This window comes from Klebsiella sp. WP4-W18-ESBL-05 (assembly GCF_014169075.1).
GTDB lineage: Bacteria > Pseudomonadota > Gammaproteobacteria > Enterobacterales > Enterobacteriaceae > Kluyvera > Kluyvera ascorbata_B.
In genome coordinates, this window is sequence record NZ_AP022057.1 from 4,832,787 (window position 1) to 4,853,338 (window position 20,552).

The following is a 20,552-nucleotide window of genomic DNA, read 5'->3' on the forward strand; positions in this document are numbered from 1 at the left end:
AAAAAACCCGGCGTTGCTTACGCTTGGCCGGGCTACTGATATTAGTGCCTGATGGCGCTACGCTTATCAGGCCTACAAAACATGGCTACGCAAGGCGAGCCTTTGCGTCGCTAATCGCCTGCGCCACCTGTTTCGGTGATACGCCGCCTTTCGCCGCACGCTTATCGAGGCAGGATTGCAGCGACAGAATCGGATAGACATCTTCGCCAATCACCGCGCTGAATTTTTGCAAATCAGCCAGCGCCAGATCTTCCAGCGGTTTACCCTGTGCAATGGCTTCGACGACGGCTTCACCCACAATATGGTGTGCTTCACGGAACGGGACGCCCTTGGCAACCAGATAATCCGCCAGTTCAGTCGCGTTAGCATAACCCTGCTGCGCGGCTTCCTGGCAGCGCGGGCGTTTCACCTGAATGCCGTCCAGCACCAGCGCCGCCATGTGCAGACAGTCCATCCAGGTATCCAGCGCATCGAACACGCCTTCTTTGTCTTCCTGCATGTCTTTGTTATAGGCCAGCGGCAGCCCTTTAAGGGTCATCATCATGCCGGTCAGCGCACCCTGCACGCGTCCGCATTTACCGCGGATCAGCTCCAGCGCGTCCGGGTTTTTCTTCTGCGGCATCAGAGAAGAGCCTGAGGTCACGCGATCGGACAGCTCAACAAAACCGGCTTCCCCGGTATTAAAGAAGATCAGATCTTCGGCGAAGCGTGACAGGTGCACCATGCCGATAGAGGCGTTGGAAAGCAGCTCCAGCACGTGGTCACGGTCGGAAACGCTGTCCAGGCTGTTGCGGGTTGCAGAAGCAAAGCCCAGCCAGCCGGCCAGCTGTTCACGGTCGATTTCATACGCGGTCCCCGCCAGCGCGCCGCAGCCCAGCGGGCTAACGTCCAGACGCTTCAGGGTATCCTGCAGACGGCTTTCGTCACGGGCCAACATCTCAACGTAGGCCAGGCACCAGTGGGCAAACGTCACCGGCTGCGCGCGCTGCAGGTGAGTATAGCCCGGCATCACTGCGTCCTGATTCGCCTGCGCCGTCTCAACCAGCGCACTTTGCAGCTGACGGTTAGCCACCAGCAGCTCTGCAACGGTATCTTTGCACCACAGCTTCAGGTCAGTCGCCACCTGATCGTTACGGCTACGGCCGGTGTGCAGCTTTTTACCCAGCTGACCCACTTTGTCGATCAGCTTGCCTTCTACCCAGCTATGGATATCTTCAGCATCGCTTTCCAGAATCTGCTGCGGATTGGCGCGAACCTCTTCCAGCAGCACGCCCAGCGCGCTTTCCAGCTGAGACTGTTCGTCAGCGGTCAGCACGCCAACCGTCACCAGCGCTTTGGACCAGGCAACAGAGCCAACGATATCCTGCTCCGCCAGGCGATAATCAAAGCGTAAAGAGTCATTGAACTGTTTGAACCGCTGATCCGCTGCCTGAGTAAAACGCCCACCCCAAAGTGCCATAACATGCTTCCTTAATTTCTTCGATTTCACTGCCGGATGGCGCTACGCTTATCCGGCCTACAGGTTCTGTTCACGCAGGCCGGATAAGGCGTTTACGCCGCCATCCGGCACACAAATGTTTAAGCCAGAATACGCGTACCAATCGGCGTGCCGTTAAACAGCGCCGGCAATTGCTCCGCGTGACGCCATGAAGCGATATCCACCGGGCGACCCAGCGTACGCGCCGCATCAAGCGCCGCGTTCACCTTCACAATCATTCCATCGGTAATAATACCCTGGTCGATCAGCTGTTCAGCCTTCGCCGCCGTCATTTCGGCAATACGCTGGCCTTTACCGTCGAGAATACCGCTCACATCGGAGAGCAGAATCAAGTCTGCGCCCAGCGTTGCCGCCAGCGCGGTTGCCGCCTGGTCAGCGTTGACGTTCATTAGTTGCCCTTCGTCGGTCACGCCAATTGAGCTCACCACCGGCAGGAAACCGCCTTCCAGCAGCAGGTTAATCAGTTTTGGCGAACCCGGCTGCGCCAGACCCACGTGGCCCAACTCTTCATCCAGTTTGCTGACCTTCACGCTGTCGCCATCGCCGAGGAACAGGCCAACGGAGGCGATATCATGTTTCTTCGCCCATGCCAGCAGCGTTTTGTTGGCGGTACCCGCCAGTGCGCCGGTGATGATGTCAATCTGGTCGGCTGGCGTGACGCGCAGGCCATTTTTCTTTTTTACCGGCAGGTTGAGCTGTTTCATCAGTTCGTCCACCACGCAGCCGCCGCCGTGAACAATCACCAGCGGGCGTTGATGCGACTCGCGGTAGTTAACCAGCGCGGTAAACAGACGCTCCAGCGCCTCTTCGCTATCCAGCAACACGCCGCCCAGTTTGATAATTAATGGATTCATCATCGTCACACCTTAAATAAGAGACTGCGTCTCAGCAAAGCCGAAACGGATATTGGCACACTGCACGGCCTGTGCGGCGGCGCCTTTCAATAAGTTATCTTCGGTTGCTACCACGATCAGGTGTTCGCCCTGAACGGCAAAACCGATGTCGCAGAACGGCAGGCCCACCACGTTTTTCAGCGCCGGAACGCCCTTCTCGTATAAACGCATCATCGGCTTGTCGCCGTAGGCCTGTTGTAAAGCGTCCGCCACCTGCGCCTGGCTTACGCCCGGTTTCAGACGGCAGGTAATGGTTTCCAGAATCCCACGCGGGAAGTTGCCCAGATGCGGGGTAAAAATCACCTCGGCGCCTAAATGGCTGGCAATTTCCGGCTGATGGCGGTGGGTAAATACGCCGTACGGCTGCAGGCTAACTTCGCAGAAGCTGTTGGAGATCGCTGCTTTACGCCCGGCACCGCTCACGCCGCTGGTCGCATTGATCACCGGCCACTGAGAGAGATCCAGCAGATCGGCATCAATCAACGGTTTCAGGGAAAGCTGCGCCGCCGTGGGGTAGCAGCCCGGCACCGCGATAAGCGTTGCTTCTTTCAGTTTATCCGCGTTCCACTCCGCCAGACCGTACACCGCCTGCTCCAGCAGTTCGGGGTACTGATGGGTAAAACCGTAATATTTTTCGTAGAAGGCACCGTCATTGACGCGGAACGCCCCGGAGAGGTCGAACACCACGCAGCCCGCCGCGAGGAACTGCGGCGCCAGATCGTGGCTGACTTCATGCGCGGTGGCGAGAAACACCACGTCTACGCCCGCGCTAAATTCGCTGATATCGGACATCGGCTGCAGCGGCAGATCGACAATCCCTTTTAACTGTGGATGCAAATCTGAGATTAACTTTCCTGCATCATTGCTTTGCGCTGAGACCGTCAAAGCGGTTATGTTCATATGAGGATGGCGATTCACATAGGTCACAAGCTCTGCGCCAGCGTAGCCGCTCGCGCCCACAATCAGCGTATTCAACATCGGGGCCGTTTACCTTCTTATGTCTGTTTGCCTGATTAAGCGTCGTCACTTCACCCTACCGTTGGTGGGTTTTCTTACGCCTAATGATAATGTATTTTTATTCACAAATACTGCATGAATATTGATACTATCACGACCCGAGGTGTGTCAACAATGAAAAACAATTTACCACCATTTATCGAGATTTACCGTGCGTTGATCGCCACCCCGTCCATCAGCGCAACCGAAGAAGCGCTCGATCAGAGTAATGCGTCTTTAATCACTCTGCTGGCAGACTGGTTCTCCTCTTTAGGCTTCAATGTTGAGGTGCAGCCGGTCCCCGGCACGCGCAATAAATTCAACCTGCTGGCCAGCACCGGCCACGGCGCGGGTGGGCTGCTGCTCGCCGGTCATACCGACACGGTACCGTTTGATGACGGGCGCTGGACTCGCGATCCGTTCACCCTGACCGAACACGACAACAAGCTCTACGGCCTCGGCACCGCCGACATGAAAGGTTTCTTCGCTTTTATTCTCGATGCGCTGCGTGATGTGGATGTGACGACGCTGAAAAAACCGCTGTACATTCTGGCAACGGCAGATGAAGAGACCAGCATGGCGGGGGCGCGTTACTTCTCCGAGTCCACCGAACTCCGTCCTGACTGCGCCATCATCGGCGAGCCGACGTCCTTACAGCCGGTGCGCGCACACAAAGGCCATATGTCGAACGCCATTCGCGTGATGGGCCAGTCTGGCCACTCCAGCGATCCGGCGCGCGGCGTCAACGCTATTGAAATCATGCATGACGCCATTGGCCGCGTGATGCATCTGCGCGATTCGCTAAAAGAACGCTATCACTATGATGCCTTCACCGTGCCATACCCAACGCTAAACCTCGGCAGCATTCATGGTGGCGATGCCTCCAACCGCATCTGCGCCTGCTGTGAGCTGCACATGGATATCCGTCCGCTGCCGGGCATGACGCTGGGCGATCTCAACGGTCTGCTGGATGAAGCGCTCGAGCCGGTCAGCGCGCAGTGGCCTGGGCGCCTGACGGTCAGCGAACTGCACGCGCCTATCCCTGGCTACGAATGCCCGCCGGATCACCAGCTGGTTGAAGTGCTGGAAAAACTGCTCGGTACCAAAACCGACGTCGTGAACTACTGCACCGAAGCGCCGTTTATCCAGACCCTGTGCCCGACAATCGTCCTCGGCCCGGGCTCGATCAACCAGGCACACCAACCGGACGAATACCTGGAAACCCGCTTTATTAAGCCGACGCGCGAGTTAATTACCCAGGTGGTGCATCACTTCTGCTGGCACTAATGAATCTTGCCCGGTGGCGCTACGCCAACCGGGCCTACCCCCGCCCGTAGGCCGGATAAGCGCAGCGCCATCCGGCATCTCTAAGCCGCGATCTCCCTCACATTTTCATAAGCATTTCTTATCTGGCACGAAGCGAATTAACTTTCGTAAATTGCCGCGATTTATTCGTTTGCTGAAGCGATTTCGCAGCAATTGACGTAAGGGTTTTTACGTGGCTTTATAAAAGAGGTGTCTTTATTCCGGCCTTTCGTTCCAAAGGGCGGGATATAACAAAATAAAATGAGATGGGGTGTCTGGGTTAATGAACGAACAATATTCCGCGTTGCGTAGTAATGTCAGTATGCTCGGTAAAGTGCTAGGCGATACCATCAAGGATGCGCTTGGTGAGAACATTCTTGACCGTGTAGAAACGATCCGTAAGTTGTCCAAATCTTCTCGTGCGGGCAACGAAGCCAATCGCCAGGAGCTGCTCAGCACGCTGCAGAACCTGTCTAACGATGAACTGCTGCCGGTCGCCCGCGCGTTCAGCCAGTTCCTTAACCTGGCCAACACCGCCGAACAGTACCACAGCATTTCGCCGAAAGGCGAAGCGGCAAGCAACCCGGAAGTGATTGCCCGCACTCTACGCAAACTCAAAGACCAACCCGATCTCAACGAAACCACCATTAAACAGGCGGTTGAATCCCTGTCACTGGAGCTGGTGCTGACTGCCCACCCAACCGAAATCACGCGTCGTACGCTGATTCACAAGATGGGTGAAATCAACAACTGCTTGAAACAGCTCGATAATAACGATATTGCCGACTACGAACGCAACCAGATTATGCGCCGCCTGCGCCAGCTGATTGCCCAGTCATGGCATACGGATGAAATTCGTAAGCATCGTCCAAGCCCGGTTGATGAAGCAAAATGGGGCTTTGCGGTGGTTGAAAACAGCCTATGGGAAGGCGTGCCTAACTATCTGCGCGAACTTAACGAACAGCTCGAAGAGAACCTTGGCTATCGCCTGCCGGTCGACTTCGTTCCGGTACGCTTTACCTCCTGGATGGGCGGCGACCGCGACGGCAACCCGAACGTCACCGCAGAAATTACCCGTCACGTCCTGCTGTTAAGTCGCTGGAAAGCCACCGACCTGTTCCTGAAAGATATTCAGGTGCTGATCTCCGAGCTGTCGATGGTGGAATGCACCGACGAGCTGCGCGAGCTGGTTGGCGAAGAAGGCGCAACCGAACCGTACCGCTACCTGATGAAAACCCTGCGCAGTCAGTTGATGGCCACCCAGGCCTGGCTGGAAGCGCGTCTCAAAGGCCAGCGTCTGCCAAAACCGGCGGGACTGATCAGCCAGAACGAACAGCTGTGGGACCCGCTGTACGCCTGTTATAAATCACTACAGGCCTGCGGTATGGGCATTATCGCCAACGGCGAACTGCTCGACACCCTGCGTCGTGTGAAGTGTTTTGGCGTCCCGCTGGTACGTATTGACGTCCGCCAGGAAAGCACCCGTCATACCGAAGCGCTGGGCGAGCTCACCCGCTACCTCGGCATTGGCGACTATGAAAGCTGGTCTGAAGCCGACAAACAGGCATTCCTGATCCGTGAACTGAATTCTAAGCGTCCGCTGCTGCCACGCAGCTGGGAGCCGAGCAACGATACCCTCGAAGTGCTCAAAACCTGTAAAGCGATCGTCGACGCGCCGCAGGGTTCCGTCGCCGCTTACGTGATCTCAATGGCCAAAACGCCGTCCGACGTGCTGGCGGTTCATCTGCTGCTGAAAGAAGCCGGGATCACCTTCGCACTGCCGGTCGCTCCGCTGTTCGAAACGCTGGACGACCTGAACAACGCCGATGACGTGATGACCCAGTTGCTCAACATCGACTGGTATCGCGGCTTCATTCAGGGCAAACAGATGGTGATGATTGGCTATTCCGACTCAGCAAAAGATGCGGGCGTAATGGCAGCCTCCTGGGCGCAATATCAGGCACAGGACGCATTGATCAAAACCTGCGAAAAAGCAGGCATTGAGCTGACGCTGTTCCACGGCCGCGGCGGTTCTATCGGGCGCGGCGGCGCGCCGGCCCATGCCGCGCTGCTGTCACAGCCGCCGGGGAGCCTGAAAGGCGGCCTGCGCGTGACGGAACAGGGCGAAATGATCCGCTTCAAATACGGTCTGCCGGAAGTCACCGTCAGCAGCCTGTCGCTGTATACCAGCGCTATTCTGGAAGCAAACCTGCTGCCGCCGCCGGAGCCAAAAGAAGAATGGCGCGGCATTATGGACGAGCTGTCCGACATCTCATGCGAGATGTACCGCGGCTACGTGCGTGAAAACAAAGATTTCGTGCCTTACTTCCGTTCCGCCACGCCGGAGCAAGAGCTGGGTAAACTGCCGCTGGGTTCTCGTCCGGCCAAACGACGTCCGACCGGCGGCGTTGAATCTCTGCGAGCCATTCCGTGGATCTTTGCCTGGACGCAAAACCGCCTGATGCTGCCCGCCTGGCTGGGTGCCGGTGCCGCGCTGCAAAAAGTGGTGGAAGACGGTAAGCAAAACGCGCTGGAAACGATGTGCCGCGACTGGCCGTTCTTCTCTACCCGTCTGGGTATGCTGGAAATGGTCTACTCGAAGGCGGACCTGTGGCTGGCGGAATACTACGATCAGCGTCTGGTGAAACCTGAGCTGTGGGCGCTGGGCGCCGAGCTGCGCGAGCAGCTGGAAGCCGATATCAAAGTGGTACTGGATATCGCTAACGATGCACACCTGATGGCCGATCTGCCATGGATCGCCGAATCTATCCAGCTACGTAACATCTATACCGACCCGCTGAACGTCCTGCAGGCCGAACTGCTGCATCGCTCGCGTAAAGCGGAAGAAGAAGGTCTGGAACCAGACCATAACGTCGAACAGGCGCTGATGGTCACCATCGCCGGCGTCGCGGCGGGTATGCGTAACACCGGTTAATTCCGCGTACGTTGCCGGAAGGCGCTACGCTTATCGGGCCTACGTGGATTGCCGACATCCTTTGTAGGCCGGATAAGTCGCTTGCGACGCCATCCGGCACCGCGCCAACAGGTTTGTCAGCAATCTGAAAAAGCCACATTCTTTGTGGCCTTTTTTTATCCCCTCGGTTAAGGTTTCTTCGTTGTTCATCACGACAGGGAGCCTCATGTTTTACGACATCAATCCGCTGCTTTCCCAGATTGCTTCCGGCATTACGCCACTGCAAAAAATTCATTTCGCGGTTAACCACACGCCTTTGCCAGAAATGGCGTTTAAGGTCGATTTTCCGCGTCTGGAGATCCTGCTGGAGGGGCAACTCGCCGACGCAGGGCTGGGCGATGACGCCCCCTGCATGAACGCGCTCGAGGCGCTTTACGTACCTGCGGGCGGCTGGAACTTTCCCCAGTGGCAGTCCTCCGCCACCACCCTCAGCATCCTGTTTGGCAAGCAACAGCTGGGCTTTAGCGTTCAGCAGTGGGACGGCATGCGGTTGCAAAACCTCGCAAAACAGCACGTCGCCCGTCGCGGGCCACGCATTGGCTCTTTCCTGCTGCAAACCATGAGCGAAATCCAGATGCAGCCGCAGGAACAGCAAACCGCCCGGCTGATTGCCACCAGCCTGGTCAGCCACTGTGCCGACCTGCTCAGCAGCCAGATCCAAACTGCCTCACGCAGCCAGGCGCTATTCGATGCGATTCGCGAGTATATTGATACCCATTTTGCCGAGCCGCTCACCCGTGAATCGGTAGCGCAAGCGTTCTATATTTCGCCAAACTATCTGTCACACCTGTTCCAGAAAAGCGGCATTATGGGGTTTAATGAATACCTCAATCATACCCGCCTGGAGCACGCTAGGCGGCTATTGAAGGGGTATGATTTAAAGGTCAAAGAGATTGCCCACGCCTGCGGATTTATCGACAGCAATTACTTCTGCCGACTGTTTCGCAAAAACACCGCGCGCTCGCCGTCGGAGTACCGCCGCCAGTACCACAGCCAACTGACTATGTCAGAATAATATGCGTCTGCTGCGGCGCGGAAAGCAGCTTACGCACCGCGCTCATGACCTTCTGCGGCTCGCGTAAAAAGGCGCTGATGCCTGATTGTACATAGCGGCTTTGCGTAAAACGATCGCTGCCGTTCAGTTCAATATCGGTAATCAACAGCACGGCATCGGCGCGGCGGATATCCTCTTCCGTAAGCGCATTTTCAATCCCCAGCGCGCCCTGGGTTTCAATTTTTATCGTCCACTTTTCCTGCTGACAGAGCTTTTCCAGACGTTCAGCCGCCATATAGGTATGGGCCACGCCGCTTACGCAGGCGGTTACCGCCACTAACATTCGTCCGCTCGTTGCCGCCATCGTCCCCCCCTTGCAGAAAATAAACGCTGGCGGGCGCAAAAATCTTTCGCGCCCGCCAGTCTGTCGGTACCTATGGTATCGAGGTTATGCTTAGGCGCTCTGCGCTAAGTGTGCCTCAATTTTATTCATAATAGCGTCAGCACGCTTCACTGCGTCGCTAATATTCACCCGCACAATGGTTTTACCGGCAAAGCGCTCTTCAAACTTAATGCCGATATCCTTGGTCAGAATCACCATATCTGCTGCCGCCACATCGCTCTGCGTCAGCTCATTTTCCTGACCAATCGACCCCTGTGTTTCGACCTTCACGTTCCAGCCCTTTGATTTCGCCGCGCTTTCCAGCGCTTCTGCGGCCATGTACGTGTGTGCTACGCCGGAAGGACAGGCCGTTACCGCAATAATATTGGTCATAATCTCTACCTTCTCAATCAGTTAATTTCGAAATCTAAATCCAGGTCGTCTTCTTTTTCGACCGTCGCTTTTTTGTTCTTACGTGCCAGACTCTTCAGCAGGTTGACGCTGACGGCGGTGACGACCGCCCCTACCACAATTGCCAGCAGATAACCCAGCTTGCCCTCCACCACCGGCAGGACAATCAAACCGCCCCAGCCGGCGTAGCACTGCGCGCCCATTAACGCCGCAGTTACCGCACCACAAACGGAGCCCAGCATGATTGACGGGATAACGCGCAGCGGGTCGGCGGCGGCGAACGGAATCGCCCCTTCGGTCACGCCCACGCAGCCCATCACCAGCGCCGCTTTACCGGCTTCACGTTCTTCATTATTGAAATTCTTACGGTTAATCAGCGTCGCCAGCCCCAGACCCAGCGGCGGCACGCAGATCCCCACCGCGGCAATCGCCACCACGGTATACACCCCCTGCGACACGCAGATCAGCATGAAGGCGTAGGCGACTTTATTCACCGGGCCGCCCATATCGAACGCCAGCATCAGGCCCATGATCACCGCCAGCACGACGATACTGCCCTGCTGCATCCCTTGCAGCCAGTGGGTCAGACTGGTGGTCAGCAGACCAACCGGTTCACCCAGCCCCCACATCATGACCCCTGCGGTAATGAAGGTGCCGGCGATAGGAATCACGAAGATAGGCATCACCGAGCGCAACACTTTGTGCACCGGAATTTTCTTCAGGTAATAGACGACGATACCGCCGATAATCCCGGCGATCAGCGCGCCAAAGAAGCCCGCACCAAAGCTGTTGCCCACCCATGCGCCGATGGCGCACGGTGCCAGCGCGGAGCGCTCGGCGATGGAGTAACCGATATAGGCCGCGAGGAATGGCACCATCAGCGTCAGGCCCGCGACACCAATATCAAACAACTTTTTCAGGTTAGGATCGGTAGCAGCATCCGGTACGGCCCCCTTGCCGTACAGCATGACGGAGACCGCCAGCAAAATGCCGCCCGCAACCACAAACGGGATCATATGCGACACGCCAGTCATTAAGTGCTGACGGGTGTTTTTGAGTATGTGCACCAATTCTTTCATCAGTCGCTCCTGGGCTTCTTTGGCCCATGTCCATTAAGGTGTTGTGACAAACAATAGGCAATTGGCGACGGGGCAGACAGTGGATAAAAAGTGCATTTACTGGATTTTTGTAATGTCAGAAGAAAAATGCGAGCGACCTCAAAAGTTCACCCGCTTCCCTTCTTTATAGGGGAAGAGAGCAACCTGTGAGGTTGCTCTCATTTTCCAGCAGACCATACATTTGTCCAGTTTTTTGCATAATTGTCAGATAGCGATGCCGATGGCAAGCCCCCTATTCTGTTGCCTATAACGAATGATTGGGAGAGAAGGCTATGGCGTTGGTTATTGAATTTGTCTGTGAATTACCGAACGGCGTTCACGCCCGTCCGGCCAGCCATGTTGAGACGCTGTGCAACACGTTTCGCTGTGATATTGAATGGCATAACCTGCGCACCGACCGTAAAGGCAACGCCAAAAGCGCACTGGCGCTGATTGGCACCGATACCCTGGCGGGCGATAGCTGCCAGCTCATCATTCACGGCAGCGATGAACAGGCCGCCCACCAGCGCCTTTCCGTCTGGCTAAAAGACGAGTTCCCGCTGTGCGACGCACCGCTGGCGCAGGCTGACTGCATTGAGCAGGCCCCCCTGCCAGAATCGTTAACCCGGCTGAACCCAACGCTGTTCCGCGCTCAGCCCGTTTGCAGCGGCAGCGCGGGCGGTACCTTAACCCGCCTGGCCGCGCTGGATCTCAATAACCTCAGCGATCTGCCATCGGCTCAAAGTCCGGAACAGGAGCAATCTGCGCTGGACGCCGGGCTGACCCGGCTGGTCAGAACGCTGGAACTGCGCCTGTTGGACAGCGACAGCACCGCCAGCGCCATTCTTGAAGCACACCGTTCGCTGGCGACCGACGCCTCGCTGCGCCAACACCTGTTGGCGGGCGTTAACGGCGGCCTAAGCTGCGCACAGGCCATTGTCGAGAGCACCAACCACTTCTGCGCCGAATTCACCCGCTCTAGCAGCAGTTATCTACAGGAACGCGCGCTGGATGTGCGCGATGTTGGCTTCCAGCTGCTCCAGCATATCTACGGCGAACAGCGTTTCCCTGCACCAGGGCAGTTGACCCAACCGGCTATTTGCATCGCAGAAGAACTGACCCCAAGCCAGTTCCTGGAGCTGGATAAAACGCGACTGAAAGGGCTGCTGCTGCAAAGCGGTGGTACCACGTCACACACGGTTATTCTTGCCCGTTCGTTCAACATTCCGACGCTCGTCGGTGTAGATATCGACGCCATGACACCATGGCAAAACCAGACGGTGTACCTAGACGGTAACGCCGGTGCGGTCGTCGTCGCGCCAACGGAAGCGATCGCCCGCTACTATCAGCAGGAGGCCCGCATGCAGGCCGCTATTCGCGAACAGCAAAGCGAGTGGCTGCATAAAGAAGCGCGCAGCGCTGACGGCATCCGTCTGGAAGTGGCCGCCAACATCGCGCACTCCGTCGAAGCACAGGCGGCTTTTGGCAACGGTGCAGAAGCGGTCGGTCTGTTCCGCACCGAAATGCTGTATATGGACAGGGCCAGCGAGCCGAGTGAAAGCGAGCTGTACAATATTTTCTGCCAGGCACTGGAGTCCGCCAACGGACGGAGCATTATTATTCGCACGATGGACATTGGCGGCGATAAACCGGTGGATTACCTTAATATTCCGGCGGAGAACAACCCGTTCCTCGGCTATCGCGCGGTGCGTATCTACGAAGAATACTCGGCGCTGTTCACCACTCAGCTACGCGCCATTCTGCGCGCGTCGGCACACGGTAGCCTGAAAATTATGATCCCAATGATCTCCTCGATGGAAGAGATTCTGTGGGTAAAAGAAAAGGTCGCCGAAGCCAAACAACAGCTGCGCAGCGAGCACGTACCGTTTGATGAACGCATTCCGCTAGGCATCATGCTGGAAGTACCGTCGGTCATGTTTATCATCGATCAATGCTGTGAAGAGATCGATTTCTTCAGCATTGGCAGTAACGACCTGACGCAATACCTGCTGGCGGTCGACCGCGATAACGCCAAAGTGACTCGCCACTACAACAGTCTGAATCCGGCCTTCCTGCGCGCCCTCGACTACGCCGTGCAGGCGGTACATCGCCAGGGCAAATGGATTGGTCTTTGCGGCGAGCTGGGCGCGAAAGGCTCGGTGCTGCCGCTACTGGTCGGCCTCGGTCTGGATGAAATCAGCATGAGCGCACCGTCAATTCCGGCCACCAAAGCCCGCCTGGCACAGCTCGACAGCCGCGCCTGCCGTCAGTTGCTTAACCAGGCGATGGCCTGCCGCACTTCGTTGGAAGTCGAACATCTGCTGGCGCAGTTCCGCATGAGCCAGCAGGACGCGCCGCTGATTACCCCACGCTGCATTTCGCTGGATAACGACTGGCGCAGCAAAGAAGAGGTGCTCAAAGGGATGACCGACAATCTGCTGCTCGCCGGGCGCTGCCGCTACCCACGCAAGCTGGAGGCTGACCTGTGGGCGCGAGAGGCGGTGTTCTCCACCGGGCTGGGCTTCAGCTTCGCCATTCCGCACAGCAAATCTGAACATATCGAACAATCGACCATCAGCGTCGCACGGCTGCCCGCACCGGTGACCTGGGGCGATGAAGAAGCGCAGTTCATCATTATGCTGACGCTTAACAAACATGCCGCGGGCGACCAGCACATGCGCATCTTCTCGCGCCTGGCACGCCGCATTATGCACGAAGAATTCCGCAACTCTCTGGTTAACGCCGCCTCTGCCGACGCTATCGCCAGTCTGCTGCAACATGAACTGGAACTTTAAGAGGAACGAGCATGGAACTGTATCTGGATACCGCCAATGTGCAGGAAGTTGAACGCCTGGCGCGCATTTTCCCCATTGCTGGCGTGACCACCAACCCCAGCATTGTCGCTGCCAGCAAAGAATCTCTCTGGGATGTGCTGCCGCGCCTGAAAAAAGCGGTTGGCGAAAGCGGCACGCTGTTTGCCCAAACCATGAGCCGCGACGCTGACGGCATGGTAGCGGAAGCACGCAAGCTGAATGACGCCATTCCGGGGATTGTGGTCAAAGTCCCGGTTACCGCTGAAGGGCTGGCGGCGATTAAACTGCTGAAAAAAGAAGGCATTCCGACTCTTGGCACGGCGGTTTACAGCGCCTCACAGGGGCTGCTGGCCGCGCTGGCGGGCGCTAAATACGTCGCCCCGTATGTGAACCGCGTTGACGCCCAGGGCGGCGACGGCATTCGCATGGTGCAGGAATTACAGTCATTGCTGGAACTCCACGTACCGGAAAGTAAGGTACTGGCCGCCAGCTTTAAAACACCGCGTCAGGCGCTGGACTGTTTACTGGCAGGCTGCGAAGCCATCACCCTTCCTTTAGATGTAGCGCAACAAATGCTCGGCACACCCGCGGTAGAGTCAGCAATAGAGAAGTTCGAGCAAGACTGGAAGAACGCATTTGGTAATCTGAACCTGTAAGGGAGAAATGTATGGATCGCATTATTCAATCACCAGGTAAGTATATTCAGGGCGCTGACGTTATCACTCGCCTGGGTGATTACTTAAAACCGATGGCCAACAGCTGGCTGGTTGTGGGCGACAAATTCGTGCTGGGATTTGCCGAAGAGACGTTGCGCAAAAGCCTGACCGAGGCCGGGCTGGCCGTTGAGATTGCCCCCTTCGGCGGCGAGTGCTCACAAAATGAAGTTAACCGTCTGCAGGATGTGGCAAACAGCGCCAAATGCAGCGCCATTTTAGGCATTGGCGGCGGCAAAACGCTGGATACCGCCAAAGCGCTGGCCCACTTTATGAATCTGCCGGTCGCGATCGTCCCCACCATCGCCTCCACCGATGCACCGTGCAGCGCGCTCTCCGTGCTGTACACCGACGACGGTGAATTTGACCGCTACCTGATGCTGCCGCACAACCCGAATATGGTGATTGTCGACACCAAAATCGTTGCCGGCGCCCCGGCCCGTCTGCTGGCTGCCGGGATTGGCGATGCACTGGCCACCTGGTTTGAGGCCCGCGCCTGTTCACGTAGCGGTGCCACCACGATGGCAGGCGGCAAGTGCACCCAGGCCGCGCTGGCGCTGGCTGAACTGTGTTACAACACGCTGATTGAAGAAGGTGAAAAAGCGATGCTGGCCGCCGAGCAGCACGTGGTCACCCCGGCGCTGGAGCGCGTGATCGAAGCCAATACCTACCTCAGCGGCGTTGGCTTTGAAAGCGGAGGCCTGGCCGCCGCGCACGCCGTGCACAACGGGCTGACGGCGATTCCGGACGCACACCATTATTACCACGGCGAGAAAGTCGCGTTTGGCACCCTGACCCAACTGGTGCTGGAAAACGCGCCGGTTGAAGAAATTGAAACCGTGGCCGCACTGTGCCACAGCGTGGGTCTGCCGATTACCCTGGCACAGCTGGACATTAAAGATGATATTCCGGCAAAAATGCGCCTGGTGGCGGAAGCAGCCTGTGCCGAGGGGGAAACGATTCACAACATGCCTGGCGGCGCGGAACCTGACCGCGTATACGCGGCGCTGCTGGTCGCTGACCAGTATGGGCAGCGTTTTCTGCACGAGTGGGAGTAACCCCCTCACCACACAAACAAAAAATCCCCGCTTTCGCGGGGATTTTTTTATACCGTCAAAGCCACCTTACAGCAGGTCAAAACGGTCCAGGTTCATCACTTTCACCCACGCCGCCACGAAGTCTTTCACAAACTTCTCTTTGGCATCGCTAGAGGCATACACCTCCGCCAGCGCACGCAGTACGGCATTAGAACCAAACACCAGATCCGCACGGGTGCCGGTGTATTTCACTTCGCCGCTGACGCGGTCGCGGCCTTCGAACAGCTCGGACGTTTCGTCAGTCGCTTTCCACTCGGTGCGCATATCCAGCAGATTGACGAAGAAATCAGTCGTCAACGCGCCGACGTTGTCGGTCAGCACGCCGTGCTGGCTGCCGTCAAAGTTAGCGCCCAGTACGCGCATACCGCCTACCAGCACCGTCATTTCCGGTGCGGTCAGCGTCAGCAGCTGCGCTTTGTCGATTAACAGGGACTCCGTCGTCGCTTCACCCGGCGCGGCGCGGTAGTTGCGGAAGCCATCGGCAACCGGTTTGAGCAGCTCAAACATCTCGATATCCGTCTGATCCTGGCGCGCGTCAACGCGACCCGGAGTGAACGGTACCTTGATGCTAACGCCAGCCGCTTTCGCCGCCTGCTCAACGCCCACCACGCCTGCCAGTACGATAATATCGGCCAGTGATGCTTTATGCGCTGATTTATAGATGCCTTCCAGTACCGGCAGCACGCGTGCGGCCGTCGCGTTCACTTCCCAGCCGCGCTGTGGTGCCAGCGCCAGACGGGCACCGTTAGCGCCACCGCGTTTGTCACCGCCGCGGAAGGTCGAGGCTGACGCCCACGCCACCGAGACCAGTTCGCTCACGGACAGGCCAGAAGCCGCAATGTCTGCTTTCAGACTTTCGATATCTTCTGCGGTTGGGTTGAAGAACGCATGCGGCAGTGGATCCTGCCAAATCAGATCTTCTTTCGGCACTTCCGGTCCGATGTAACGCGCTTTTGGCCCCATATCACGGTGGGTCAGCTTGAACCACGCGCGCGCGAAGGCTTCGTTAAAGGCCTGCGGGTCGTTGAGGAAACGGCGAGAAATTTTCTCAAAGTCCGGATCAAAGCGCAGCGTCAGGTCGGTAACCAGCATGGTTGGCTTACGTTTTTTCGACGGATCGAACGGGTCTGGAATAATTTCCGGTGCATCGACCGCTTCAAACTGGATAGCACCAGCCGGGCTGCGGGTCTGGACCCACTCATATTTGAACAGGTTCTCGAAGAAGTAGTTGCTCCACTGGGTCGGGGTCTGAGTCCAGACGACTTCCAGCCCGGAGGTGATGGCATCTTTGCCCGCACCGCTGCCAAAGCTGTTTGCCCAGCCCAGGCCCTGAGATTCAATCGGCGCCGCTTCCGGATCCGGACCAACATGGGTGGCGGACGCCGCGCCGTGGGTTTTACCCAGCGTATGACCGCCAGCGATCAGTGCGACGGTTTCTTCGTCGTCCATCCCCATGTTGCCAAAGGTCGCGCGAATGGCAGATGCCGCAGACAGCGGTTCACCGCTGGCGTTCGGCCCTTCCGGGTTCACGTAAATCAGGCCCATTTCTGTGGCCGCCAGCGGGCGTTTAGCCAGCTCTTCAGGATCACGGTGCGCCAGCCAGGCTTTTTCGTCGCCCCAGTTTACGTCCTGATCCGGTTCCCAGACGTCTTCACGCCCGGCGCCAAAACCAAAGGTGCGGAAGCCGGAGTTTTCCAGCGCCACGTTACCGGCAAGAATATACAGATCGGCCCAGGAGATTTTTTGCCCATACTTTTGCTTGATTGGCCAAAGCAGGCGGCGCGCTTTATCCAGGCTGACGTTATCAGGCCAGGAGTTGAGCGGTGCGAAACGCTGCTGGCCGCGCCCTGCGCCGCCGCGTCCATCGGTTGAACGATAGGTACCCGCCCCGTGCCACGCCATGCGGATAAACAGCCCCACATAGCTGCCCCAGTCGGCTGGCCACCAGGACTGCGAGTCTGTTAACAGTGCACGAATATCACCCTTCAACGCAGAGTAATCTAATTTGCTGAATTCTTTACGATAATCGAAGTCCTCGCCCAGCGGGTTGGATCGATTGGAATGCTGATTAAGTAGGTCAACGCGAAGCTGCTTCGGCCACCAGTCTTTACTACTGGTGCCCGCGCCCGCACTTTGATCGTGGCCACCACCGTGGTGGAAAGGACATTTACCTGCGTTCTGGATATCGTCTGGCGTGCTCATCACTATGCTCCCTTACAGTATTTATCGTTAAGATATACACCCCTGCTGATAAGTTATAGCTGAAATGACCCACGGATTTGATAGTTAATTCCTCTTATTTTTCCCTTGCCAGAGAGGAATTTTTGCGTAGGTCGAGTCTATGCTTGCACAATTTGGGGTAAGTTGGCTGTGATCGATCGGGAGAAATGATAATAAACCACTAAAAATGTGAGGATTTTCTTATGTCCAGGCAGGGAATTTGAACGCGAGCCATTGCCCGGTGGCGCTTCGCTTACCGGGCCTACAAAATACCCATGTCGTAGGCCGGATAAGCTAACACCATCCGGCAAAATGTTATGCCGGACGCACACCCAGCGTGTGGCAGATGGCATAGCTCATTTCCGCACGGTTCAGGGTGTAGAAATGGAAGTCTTTCACCCCTTCGCGGCTAAGGATTTTCACCATGTCCATCGCGATACTGGCGCCGACCAGTTTGCGGGTTTCCGCATCGTCGTCCAGACCTTCAAACATCGTCGACATCCAGGCCGGAATACGCACGTTGGTCATATCGGCAAATTTCTTCGCCTGCTTGAAGTTAGAGACCGGCAGGATGCCCGGGATAATTTCGACATCAATACCGGCGGATACGCAGCGGTCGCGGAAGCGCAGGTAGCTTTCGACGTCAAAGAAAAACTGCGTAATCGCGCGATTAGCACCGGCGTCCACTTTGCGTTTCAGGTTCAGCAGATCGGCCTGCGCGCTTTTTGCTTCCGGGTGTACTTCCGGGTAGGCGGCGACAGAGATATCAAAATCCGCAACGTCCTTCAGCAGCGTCACGAGATCGGCGGCGTACATGTCCGGCTTGCCGCTGCCCGGCGGCAGATCGCCGCGCAGGGCGACGATATGGCGAATACCGTTGTTCCAGTAATCCTGGGCAATCGCCCGCAGTTCATCGCGGCTGGCGTCGATACAGGTCAGATGCGGTACGGCTTCAAGACCCGTGCGATCCTTAATGCCTTTGATGATGCTGTGCGTACGGTCACGCTCACCAGAGTTCGCGCCGTAGGTCACCGACACAAATTTCGGCTTCAGGCTGCTAAGACGATCGATAGAGTTCCACAGGGTTTGCTCCATTTCACTGGTGCGCGGCGGGAAAAACTCAAAAGAAACGTTAATCTGACCGGCTACTTCAGCCAGACTCTGGTTCAGCGCTTCCCGCTGGTTGGCGTGAAAAAAGCTCATACCTTACCTCATCAATCGCATGTCATTATTGTTGTACTGTAAACATCTATCCGTTTAGACGTCTGGATGTAAAAATGCCGCAAAAGACGACGGGCGTCAATAGAAAGATCGGCGTAAAAAGTGAGTAATACTCAGTAAAGATGAAAAAAGTTCATCTTCCGAATCCGGGGAAGATAAAGCACTAGCAATACCGCATTTCCAGGTGGAAACCATCGCGACGCGTCGCCCGTCGTATCGCTTCAATCACGATAACCACACTTTTTATACAGAATTAAAATTGCGAGCCACTTCGCATATTTTCCACACATCATCATCCTGAACAAAAATTCTATTGCAGACGTTAATGGCTTGTTTCACGATAAGTAGAACGTTCTACTATAACGTTATACCTAACATAAACAGGGTTATTAAAAGCACGCACGAAGAGGCGTCTATCCGGGGGAAATCAGTATGAGTCTGATATCGAGTGTCGTTAAATCGCTTTCTAAACTGTCGATGATTGGCCGCGCGCTGATGCTGCCCATCTCGCTGCTGCCTGCGGCCGGTCTGCTGCTGGCGTTCGGGGATAAATTCCACCTGCCGCTGATGATGAACGCAGGCGGGATTATTTTCGACAACCTGCCGATGCTGTTCGCCATCGGCTCCGCCGTCGGTCTGGCATCCGAGTCCGGCATCGCGGCGCTGTCTGCCGCCGTTTCTGTCTTCGTCACCAATATCACCATCAGCACCGTGCTGGGTATCACGCCGGAGATGGCGGGGCAAGGCGGGAAATATGCGATGGTGGTCGGTATTCCGACTCTGCAAATGGGCGTCTTTGGCGGCCTGATTTGCGGCATCCTCGCGGCCTGGTGCTATAACCGTTTCCACAAGATGCAGTTGCCGGAATTCCTCGGCTTCTTCTCCGGTAAACGCTTCGTCGCCATCGCTACCGCGCTGCTGTCGTTTGTGCTCGGGCTGGTTCTGCCATACATCTGGCAGCACATTCAGGCGGGTATCGACGCACTGTCGGTGATCATCAATGGCGATAACCAGGCGGTATCGACCTTTATCTTCGGTCTGGTTGAACGCGCGCTGATTCCGCTGGGCCTGCACCATATCTGGTATCCGTCGTTCTGGTACTCCTTCGGCGATTACACCACCCACGCGGGCCAGGTGATTCACGGCGATCAAACTATCTGGTTCAAAATGCTGGAGGAAGGCGTGAAATCCTTCAGCAGCGACACCTACCAGAATGCCGGTAAGTTTATGCAGGGCGAGTTCCCGCTGATGCTGTTCGCACTGCCGGCGGCTTGTCTGGCGATGTACCATGAAGCCCACACGAAGAATAAAAAAATCGCCGCCGGTATCCTGTTCTCGGCCGCGCTGACCTGCTTCCTGACCGGGATCACCGAACCGGTTGAGTTCACCTTTATCTTCGTGGCGCCGATTCTCTACGTCTTCAACGCCATCATGGCCGGTCTCTCCTATATGGTGATGTACCTGCTGCACGCACACATCGCTAAGTCCTTCTCAGCCGGGCTTATCGACTACATCTCGTTTGGCATCCTGCCGTCGTTTAACGGCTATCAGACCAACTTCCTCAACGCCATTATTGTCGGCGTGCCGATGGGGCTGATCTATTACTTCACCTTCCGCTTCGTCATCCGCCGTTTTGATGTCAAAACGCCGGGCCGTACCGAAACCACGGTCAGCGCCAGCGATAAAAGCGATGAAGATCTGGCCACGGAGATTATCGGCCTGCTGGGCGGCGAACAAAACATCGCTTCCGTAGGCTCCTGTATCACGCGCCTGCGTCTGGAAGTGTCGGATAAAGCGCCGGTTGATAAAGATGGCCTGAACAATATCGGCGCACGTGGCGTTGTTTTCGTCGGCGATAACGGCATTCAGGTGATTTTTGGCGCCAGAGCGCAATTTATCGCGCAAACCATGTCGACGATGATTGGCAAATAATCATAA

The 20,552-nt window shown here is 56.6% G+C and carries 15 protein-coding genes; 7 read left to right on the plus strand and 8 right to left on the minus strand.

Annotated elements, in window-relative coordinates:
- Positions 1–85: 85 nt before the first annotated feature.
- The 3 genes from argH to argC form a co-directional block, all read right to left on the minus strand.
- The gene (gene argH / locus H7R58_RS23030) at positions 86–1,459 is read right to left on the minus strand and encodes an argininosuccinate lyase (RefSeq protein WP_106929404.1); all 1,374 of its coding nucleotides are present in this window, start codon (positions 1,457–1,459) and stop codon (positions 86–88) included.
- 119 nt (positions 1,460–1,578) lie between these two features.
- Positions 1,579–2,355: an acetylglutamate kinase gene (argB, locus tag H7R58_RS23035; RefSeq protein ID WP_106929402.1), complete on the minus strand. Its 777-nt coding sequence runs from the start codon at positions 2,353–2,355 to the stop codon at positions 1,579–1,581.
- A gap of 9 nt (positions 2,356–2,364) precedes the next feature.
- Positions 2,365–3,369, minus strand: a complete 1,005-nt coding sequence (gene argC, locus H7R58_RS23040; RefSeq protein WP_182929712.1) for an N-acetyl-gamma-glutamyl-phosphate reductase — start codon at positions 3,367–3,369, stop codon at positions 2,365–2,367.
- A 153-nt stretch (positions 3,370–3,522) separates the two neighbouring features.
- Here argC and argE point away from each other — a divergent pair, with 153 nt between their 5' ends.
- The 3 genes from argE to H7R58_RS23055 all read left to right on the plus strand — a co-directional run bounded on the left by argE (position 3,523) and on the right by H7R58_RS23055 (position 8,681).
- Entirely contained in the window at positions 3,523–4,674 is a 1,152-nt protein-coding gene (gene argE, locus H7R58_RS23045; RefSeq protein ID WP_182929713.1) for an acetylornithine deacetylase, read from the plus strand.
- A gap of 301 nt (positions 4,675–4,975) precedes the next feature.
- Positions 4,976–7,627 (plus strand): phosphoenolpyruvate carboxylase, encoded by a 2,652-nt coding sequence (gene ppc / locus H7R58_RS23050; protein ID WP_182929714.1) that lies wholly within the window; start codon positions 4,976–4,978, stop codon positions 7,625–7,627.
- Positions 7,628–7,832: 205 nt separating this feature from the next.
- Complete coding sequence (locus H7R58_RS23055) at positions 7,833–8,681, plus strand: helix-turn-helix transcriptional regulator (protein WP_106929395.1); 849 nt, start codon at positions 7,833–7,835, stop codon at positions 8,679–8,681.
- Here H7R58_RS23055 and H7R58_RS23060 read toward each other — a convergent pair.
- The 3 genes from H7R58_RS23060 to H7R58_RS23070 all read right to left on the minus strand — a co-directional run bounded on the left by H7R58_RS23060 (position 8,668) and on the right by H7R58_RS23070 (position 10,532).
- Positions 8,668–9,024: a PTS fructose-like transporter subunit IIB gene (locus H7R58_RS23060; RefSeq protein WP_223878958.1), complete on the minus strand. Its 357-nt coding sequence runs from the start codon at positions 9,022–9,024 to the stop codon at positions 8,668–8,670. The two genes, H7R58_RS23055 and H7R58_RS23060, sit on opposite strands and share 14 nt — an antisense overlap.
- Positions 9,025–9,114: 90 nt before the next feature.
- Positions 9,115–9,435 (minus strand): PTS fructose-like transporter subunit IIB, encoded by a 321-nt coding sequence (locus H7R58_RS23065; protein ID WP_106929393.1) that lies wholly within the window; start codon positions 9,433–9,435, stop codon positions 9,115–9,117.
- Between the two features lie 17 nt (positions 9,436–9,452).
- Positions 9,453–10,532, minus strand: a complete 1,080-nt coding sequence (locus H7R58_RS23070; RefSeq protein WP_106929391.1) for a PTS fructose transporter subunit EIIC — start codon at positions 10,530–10,532, stop codon at positions 9,453–9,455.
- Positions 10,533–10,843: 311 nt separating this feature from the next.
- Between H7R58_RS23070 and ptsP the strand changes: the two genes are divergently transcribed.
- The 3 genes from ptsP to gldA are packed head-to-tail and all read left to right on the plus strand — an operon-like array spanning position 10,844 to position 15,134.
- Complete coding sequence (ptsP, locus tag H7R58_RS23075) at positions 10,844–13,345, plus strand: phosphoenolpyruvate--protein phosphotransferase (protein ID WP_182929716.1); 2,502 nt, start codon at positions 10,844–10,846, stop codon at positions 13,343–13,345.
- Between the two features lie 11 nt (positions 13,346–13,356).
- On the plus strand, positions 13,357–14,019 hold the full coding sequence (gene fsa / locus H7R58_RS23080; protein ID WP_182929717.1) for a fructose-6-phosphate aldolase: 663 nt from the start codon (positions 13,357–13,359) through the stop codon (positions 14,017–14,019).
- An 11-nt stretch (positions 14,020–14,030) separates the two neighbouring features.
- On the plus strand, positions 14,031–15,134 hold the full coding sequence (gldA, locus tag H7R58_RS23085) for a bifunctional L-1,2-propanediol dehydrogenase/glycerol dehydrogenase (protein ID WP_106929386.1): 1,104 nt from the start codon (positions 14,031–14,033) through the stop codon (positions 15,132–15,134).
- Positions 15,135–15,200: 66 nt separating this feature from the next.
- On the opposite strand, the gene katG is transcribed toward gldA, so the two are convergent.
- Both katG and metF read right to left on the minus strand, forming a co-directional pair.
- Positions 15,201–17,375 (minus strand): catalase/peroxidase HPI, encoded by a 2,175-nt coding sequence (gene katG, locus H7R58_RS23090; protein WP_106929385.1) that lies wholly within the window; start codon positions 17,373–17,375, stop codon positions 15,201–15,203.
- Positions 17,376–17,708: 333 nt separating this feature from the next.
- The gene (gene metF, locus H7R58_RS23095) at positions 17,709–18,596 is read right to left on the minus strand and encodes a methylenetetrahydrofolate reductase (protein WP_106929383.1); all 888 of its coding nucleotides are present in this window, start codon (positions 18,594–18,596) and stop codon (positions 17,709–17,711) included.
- A 450-nt stretch (positions 18,597–19,046) separates the two neighbouring features.
- On the opposite strand from metF, the gene H7R58_RS23100 reads away from it, so the two are divergent.
- Positions 19,047–20,546, plus strand: coding sequence for a PTS transporter subunit EIIC (locus H7R58_RS23100; protein WP_106929381.1), 1,500 nt, complete (start codon positions 19,047–19,049; stop codon positions 20,544–20,546).
- The last annotated feature ends 6 nt before the right edge of the window (positions 20,547–20,552 follow it).